This window comes from Ancylobacter mangrovi, from assembly GCF_024752355.1.
Taxonomy (GTDB): Bacteria; Pseudomonadota; Alphaproteobacteria; order Rhizobiales; family Xanthobacteraceae; genus Ancylobacter; species Ancylobacter mangrovi.
On sequence record NZ_JANTHZ010000016.1, the window covers coordinates 1 to 6,271 of the forward strand.

Genomic DNA, 6,271 nt, shown 5'->3' on the forward strand with positions numbered 1-6,271 from the left:
CTCCGATCCTTGCTTCGCTTCGCTGTCCTTCGCCGGCCTGGTGGCCATTGCGAGGAGCCTGAACCCGATCCCATCCCGAACTCGGCCGTTAAACTCCTCAGCGCCGATGGTACTATGTCTCAAGACCCTGGGAGAGTAGGTCGCCGCCAGGCCTGCAAAGAACAGCGCGCTTCTCATACGATACCAAACACCAAAACCCCGCTCGTGGCTCAAACCACAAGCGGGGTTTTGTGCGTCTGGGGCACGGGGAGGAAGGGCGACGGCTCTACCCGAGCGCTGCGCACCGCCGCTGGTCCCAGAACAACATTGCCGGCGCGGCCCTTCGATGCGCGGAATGGCAACCGACATTGCCCCTTCGGAGCGCGCTCGACTGGGATCTGCGGGCCGCTGGTTCGCCGAACGGCCGTCGACCAACGAGTCCCGACAACAACCGCCAAATAGCCGCTCCGGGGAACGCGCGCCCGCGAGCGATCCCTTATGATAGGTTTGACGACCCGAGGTTTCCGCTCCCTCAGCCCATCGATAAACCTACATCTATGCCCGATTTCCCGCGCGCGATGCGATAGGTGATGCGCGGCTGTCGAGCGTCATCGAGCCTGCGGATTGGGGGCCTCCTTCCTTGTTCGAGCGGCGCAAGACCGTCGCCAAGCTGAGTGAAAACCGGCGACTTGCATCGGTAACGTAACCCGACGTGTGGCAATCGGGCTCCGTCTGCTGACGAGCTGGCGCCTAATGGGTATTCCGTTGGAGCGTGCACATGCCACGGCTGTCCGCCGGCGACAGCCCGGTCCCCGTCGAGTTTTTCCGACGATCAGAGCCAGGCGGCTGCGAGCCGATCGACAACCCTCGCATGCAGAGAACAGCCGGCTAACGACGAGGCCTCCGCCTTAGAGAGGACGGGAGAGCAAGCAAACCGCTGGCGTTCCATTGTCCCGGATTTCCTGCATCGGCCCACCCCGGTTGGGCTGGAACGAGACTACACATTCTGGGGTCTCAATACGCTTTGCGCGGACTGCGTTCAAAAACTCGCTGATATGAATCCTTGCGCCATCGCCCCTGGAGCGGCCGAGACTGGCCGAAACGCTTTCGAGGTGTGGCACCGGCGGGTGGCACTCAACACCCATAGCGGATCGCGCCTGCACACATGCAGTAACACAGCCGGCAATCGATCGTGCCCCGAGGCTACGCCGTTTCGTTCCCCACCGCCGACTCCCGGTCCCCTCAGCTAAACCCCGCCACGCGGTGCGGCACGTATGGTTCTTCAAGCCATGCGATCTCCTCCGCCGTCAACCGCAGCTCCAGCGCCGCGACGGCATCGGTCAGATGCCCCGGCTTTGAGGCGCCGATGATCGGGGCGGTGACGCCAGGCTTGGCGCACAGCCAGGCGAGCGCCACCTGCGCCCGGGGCACGCCGCGCTTGGCGGCGATTGCGCCCACCGCGTCGACGACGGCGCGATCGGCCTCGACATAGAGCGTCTTGCCGAAGGCATCGGTCTCGGCGCGGTGCGTGCTCTCGTCCCAGGCGCGGGCGAGCCGTCCGCGCGCCAGCGGGCTCCACGGGATGACGCCGATGCCCTGGTCGAGGCACAGCGGCAGCATCTCGCGCTCCTCCTCGCGGTAGAGCAGGTTGAGGTGGTTCTGCATGCTGACGAAGCGGGTCCAGCCATTGAGCCGGGCGGTGAACAGCGCCTTCATCATGTGCCAGGCGGGCATGGAGGAGGCGCCGATATAGCGCGCCTTGCCGGCCTTCACCACGTCGTGCAGCGCCTCCAGCGTCTCCTCGATCGGCGTGGAGGGGTCCCAACGATGGATCTGGTAGAGGTCGACATAGTCGGTGCCGAGCCGGATGAGGCTGGCATCGATCTCGGCGAAGATCGCCTTGCGCGACAGGCCGCCGCCATTGGGGCCGGGGCGCATGCGCCCGTGCACCTTGGTCGCCAGCACGATCTCCTCGCGCCGGGAGAAATCACGGATGGCGCGCCCGACGATCTCCTCCGAGGAGCCGTCGGAATAGACATTCGCGGTGTCGAGGAAGTTGATGCCGAGTTCGATCGCCTGGCGGATCAGCGGCCGGCTCTGGTCTTCTGGCAGGGTCCAGACATGGTTGCCGCGGTCCGGCTCGCCAAAGGTCATGCAGCCGAGGCAGAGCCGCGAAACTTCGAGCCCCGTATTGCCGAGCTTCACATAGTCCATGCCGCCTCTCCCGATCATTTCCGATGTGGGGAGGCTAGAGCAGCGCCGGCCGTCGGAGAACGTCCGCGCGCTAATTTGATCGCGCCCCCCCGGCGCCGCGGCGCACGGCAAAGAAAAAGGCGCCCCGCCGTTCGCTCGGGGCGCCAGTCAGCCTTGGGAGAGGCGGCATCCGGCGGGTTCTTCGCCGAATGCCGGTCGGCGGTCAGCCCGCCTTCTTGAAACGTTCGGCTTCTTCCGAACCGCCGGTCGCATTGCCCTTGGAGTAGGAGTGCGCGCCGGTGCCGGCGAGCGCCCCGCCCTGGACGATGAGATACTCGTCGCGGATCGGCCGGCCCTCGAAGAAGCATTCGAGGATCTCGCGCGTGCCGGCGGCATAGCGCGCCTGCGCGGTCAGCGTGGTGCCGGAGATGTGCGGCGTCATGCCGTTATGGGGCATGGTGCGCCACGGGTGATCCTTCGGCGCCGGCTGCGGGAACCAGACGTCGCCCGCATAGCCGGCAAGCTGGCCGGATTCGAGCGCGCGGGCCACGGCGTCGCGATCGCACAGCTTGCCGCGCGCGGTGTTGACGAGATAGGCGCCGCGCTTGAACAGCTTCAGCGTCTCGTCATTGATCATGTGCTCGGTTTCCGGGTGCAGCGGGCAGTTGAGCGTGACCACGTCGCAGACCGGGTACATCTCCTCACGCGTGGCGTGCCAGGTGAGGTTCAGCTCCTTCTCCACCGATTCCGGCAGGCGGTGACGGTCGGTGTAGTGGAGGTTGACGTCGAACGGCGCCAGGCGGCGCAGCACGGCGAGGCCGATGCGGCCGGCGGCGACGGTGCCGACCTCCATCTTCTCGAGGTCGTAGGCGTGCTGCACGCAGTCGGCGATGTTCCAGCCGCCGCTCTTCGCCCATTCGTGCGAGGGCAGATAGTTGCGCACCAGCGACAGGATCATCATCACCACGTGCTCGGCGACGCTGATCGAGTTGCAGTAGGTGACCTCGGTGACCGTCACGTTGCGATCAATAGCCGACTGAAGATCGACGTGATCGGAACCGATGCCGGCCGTGACCGCCATCTTCAGGTTCTTCGCCTTGGCGAAGCGCTCGGCGGTGAGATAGGCCGGCCAGAAAGGCTGCGAGATGACGATGTCGGCGTCGACGAGCTCCTTCTCGAACACCGAGTTCGGGCCGTCCTTGTCGGAGGTCACGACCAGCGTGTGGCCGTTCGCCTCCAGATATTTGCGCAGGCCCAGCTCGCCGGAGACCGAACCCAGCAGTTCGCCGGGGGTGAAGTCGATTCCCTTCGGCGTCGGCAGCGTCTGGCCGCCGGGATAGTGCTCGAGCTTCGGCAGGTCGTCGCGCGCATAGCTCTTCGGGTAACCGTCGATCGGATCGTCATAGAGGACGCAAAGTACCTTTGCCATGTTGGCATCTCCTCGCTAGGGGCACACGGAAGCGCTTCCGCCGCGGGAGCGACAGACCGATTGGCCGGGGCGGGCGCCCCGGATCCGGATCGTGATGTGGTCCGTGCATCGCCGACGGTTCCGGCGGGCGAGGCGACGGGCGTTTCCGCATCGGCGCGGCGCGCGGCCTGATCTCCACCGCTTCGCCGCCGATGAACAGAGTCTGGGGCGCAGGAGCGTTCTGTTCAAATCGAAAGGGATGAAGAATTGATAGATGGCGGCGATCAACCAGCCATTACTTAAAAATATTCTCAATCGACATTACGGAACCCGGCAGCGCCGCGCCGGCGGGACTGCGCGAGAGGTCGCGCGCCATCTTCATCAGCGCGCCGGCGACCGGGCTCAGCGGCTCGCGGTCCGAGAGCACGAGGCCGATGGGCTGGGTGTGGACCGGGTCGACCAGCGGGATGCCGACGAGGTCCGTCGCGTCGCCGAGCCCGCGGAAGCTCGCTTCCGGCACGATGCTGGTCCAGGGGCCGTTGCGCACGAAGCTCCACACCCCCATGAACGAGCTGGTCTCGATCGCCGGCTGCGCGGCCAGCCCGGCATCGCTCATCACCTGGTCGATGATGCGCCGGTTCTGCATGTCGGAGGTGAGCAGGCACAGCGGCTGGGCGGCGGCCTCGGTCCAGCCGATGGTGCGTCGGCGCGCCAGCGCCTCGTCGCGGCGGGTGACGAAGACGTAGCGCTCGACATAGAGGTCGAGCCGGCGCACGCGGTTGAGCGGCTCGTTCTCGAGATAGGTGATGCCCGCGTCGAGGTCGAGCTCGTCGAGCCCGCGCTGGATCGCGACCGAGCTGAGGGTGAGCATCTGCACCTTCACTTGCGGATGCCGGTCGCGGAACCGGGCGAGCAGGGCCGGGGCGGCTGCCGTGGTGGAGGGGATGGCGCCGACCCGCAGCGTGCCGGAGAGCTGGCCGCCGGGCTCGGCGCGCTCCTGGCGCAGGCTCTCATAGTCGGCCGCGATCTGCCGAGCCCAGCCCAGCACCCGCTCGCCCTCGGTCGTGAAGCCGAGGAAGCGATGGCCGCGCACGACGATCGGCAGGCCGAGTTCCTGCTCCAGCTTGCGGATGCCGGCGGAAAGCGTCGGCTGGGAGACGTGGCAGGCCTCGGCGGCCCGGCCGAAATGCTTCTCGCGGGCAAGGGCGACGAGGTAGTGCATCTGGCGGACGAACATCGAACCTTCCTGCGCTCGGGCGCCTTTTCTTATTCCTTCTTCGATACAGGATCAAAATAGGCGGCGATACGCCGGCGGAACGTCCTCGGGCGCTCGGCGAACAGCCGCCGGTGGAGGTGGAGGGCGGAGTGGGCGAGCCGGTGCTGGCGGGCCTCGGCGGCGGCGCTGACGGCGGCGTGCCACGCCTCGTCCTGCGCGACCGGCTCATAGGCCGCGAGGCGCGCGGCCAGCGCGGCGAGGTCGTGATGCTTGCCGAGCTTGTCCCGCAGCCGCTGGAGCTCGTCCTCCCACACCTTGCCGAGCCGCGGCCAGAGCGGGGTCACCAGCCCCATCTGGTAGCGCTGCGCGATCACCGCCTTGCGCAGGTCGTGCAGCCCCTCCGCGTCCGCCGGATCGACCTTCCGGCCGCGGCGGCGGGCGCGGGCGTAGTCGTCGGCGAGTGCGTCGACGAGCTGGCCGGTCGACATGGCACCGGCGAAGCGCGGCGTGTCGATGAGGCAGCGATAAACCAGCGCGTTGAGGTCGGCCTCGTGCGGCCCGACGCCGAGCGTGGCGTGGCCGCTCTCCTCGGGCGCTGAGAGGGCGAGCATGGCCGCCTGCGCGTGCGCGGGCGCGAGCTCCGCCTTGGCGACGAGGTCGTCGAGAGCCTCCTGCCGCGCGGCGTGGTCGCGCGCTCCGGACAGCCGCCGCGCCGCGTCGGCGAGGGCGCGCTCGAGTGTGCGCGCGTCATGCGCCTTCTTGCGGCCGCGCACGAGGCGCAGCAGCGCGCGCAGGCGCTTGAACGCCTTGCGCAGGTCGTGGACCGACTTGACCGGATCCCTGGTGTCGAGCGCCGTCCGCGCTTCCTGCGCCGCGTGGAGCAGGGCATGGCCGAGCGGGCCGAGCGGCGTGTCGGTGTCGGAGGCGAGTGGGGCGGCATCTTCCACCATCACGTCGTCCCTGAGCTCCGCCATCGAATTTCTCCGTGTCTTCAGGCGCTTGCGACACTACCACCGATGGCCGCGACGAACTGATGACAAAAAGTTAGCGCGCAGCCCTTTCAATTGGCCATCGGGATTGCTAGATACGCCTCGTCGACGCGGCGCGGCCCTCCGGGAACGCGAAAAAGTCGGCTCTGACGCGGGGTGGAGCAGCCCGGTAGCTCGTCAGGCTCATAACCTGAAGGCCGCAGGTTCAAATCCTGCCCCCGCAACCAAAACTACCAAGATGATCGACGATTTGAATGAGGCCGGCGCAAGCCGGCCTCTTCTTTTTTGGCGTCGCGGGCGCCCGGCCCGCCTGGCGAAGGGCGCCGCCTGAACGGCGCCTCTTTCCTCACAGGCTCTGATTATAGGCGCCCACTTCCGGGTGGGTGCGCAGCACGCCGTCGACCAGCCTGAACATGTCGCGCATGCGCGCCTCCGACACCGGGCTCTCCACCACCACGACCAGCTCCGGCTTGTTCGAGGACGCCC

At 67.4% G+C, this 6,271-nt stretch carries 4 protein-coding genes, 1 tRNA gene and 1 rRNA gene; 2 read left to right on the forward strand and 4 right to left on the reverse strand.

The genetic code is table 11. The annotated features are described in order from the left end of the window. Window positions 1-36: 36 nt before the first annotated feature. A 5S ribosomal RNA gene (rrf, locus tag NVS89_RS22800) occupies window positions 37-152 on the forward strand. Between the two features lie 1,069 nt (window positions 153-1,221). On the opposite strand, the gene NVS89_RS22805 is transcribed toward rrf, so the two are convergent. The 4 genes from NVS89_RS22805 to NVS89_RS22820 form a co-directional block, all read right to left on the reverse strand. Next, complete coding sequence (locus NVS89_RS22805; protein WP_258735084.1) at window positions 1,222-2,193, reverse strand: aldo/keto reductase; 972 nt, start codon at window positions 2,191-2,193, stop codon at window positions 1,222-1,224. Window positions 2,194-2,395: 202 nt separating this feature from the next. Next, entirely contained in the window at window positions 2,396-3,601 is a 1,206-nt protein-coding gene (locus NVS89_RS22810; RefSeq protein ID WP_258735085.1) for an NAD-dependent formate dehydrogenase, read from the reverse strand. A gap of 274 nt (window positions 3,602-3,875) precedes the next feature. After that, on the reverse strand, window positions 3,876-4,817 hold the full coding sequence (locus NVS89_RS22815; protein ID WP_258735086.1) for a LysR family transcriptional regulator: 942 nt from the start codon (window positions 4,815-4,817) through the stop codon (window positions 3,876-3,878). A 29-nt stretch (window positions 4,818-4,846) separates the two neighbouring features. Next, window positions 4,847-5,770 (reverse strand): CHAD domain-containing protein, encoded by a 924-nt coding sequence (locus NVS89_RS22820; RefSeq protein ID WP_258735087.1) that lies wholly within the window; start codon window positions 5,768-5,770, stop codon window positions 4,847-4,849. 165 nt (window positions 5,771-5,935) lie between these two features. Here NVS89_RS22820 and NVS89_RS22825 point away from each other — a divergent pair. Further along, window positions 5,936-6,012: transfer RNA gene (locus NVS89_RS22825), tRNA-Met, on the forward strand. The last annotated feature ends 259 nt before the right edge of the window (window positions 6,013-6,271 follow it).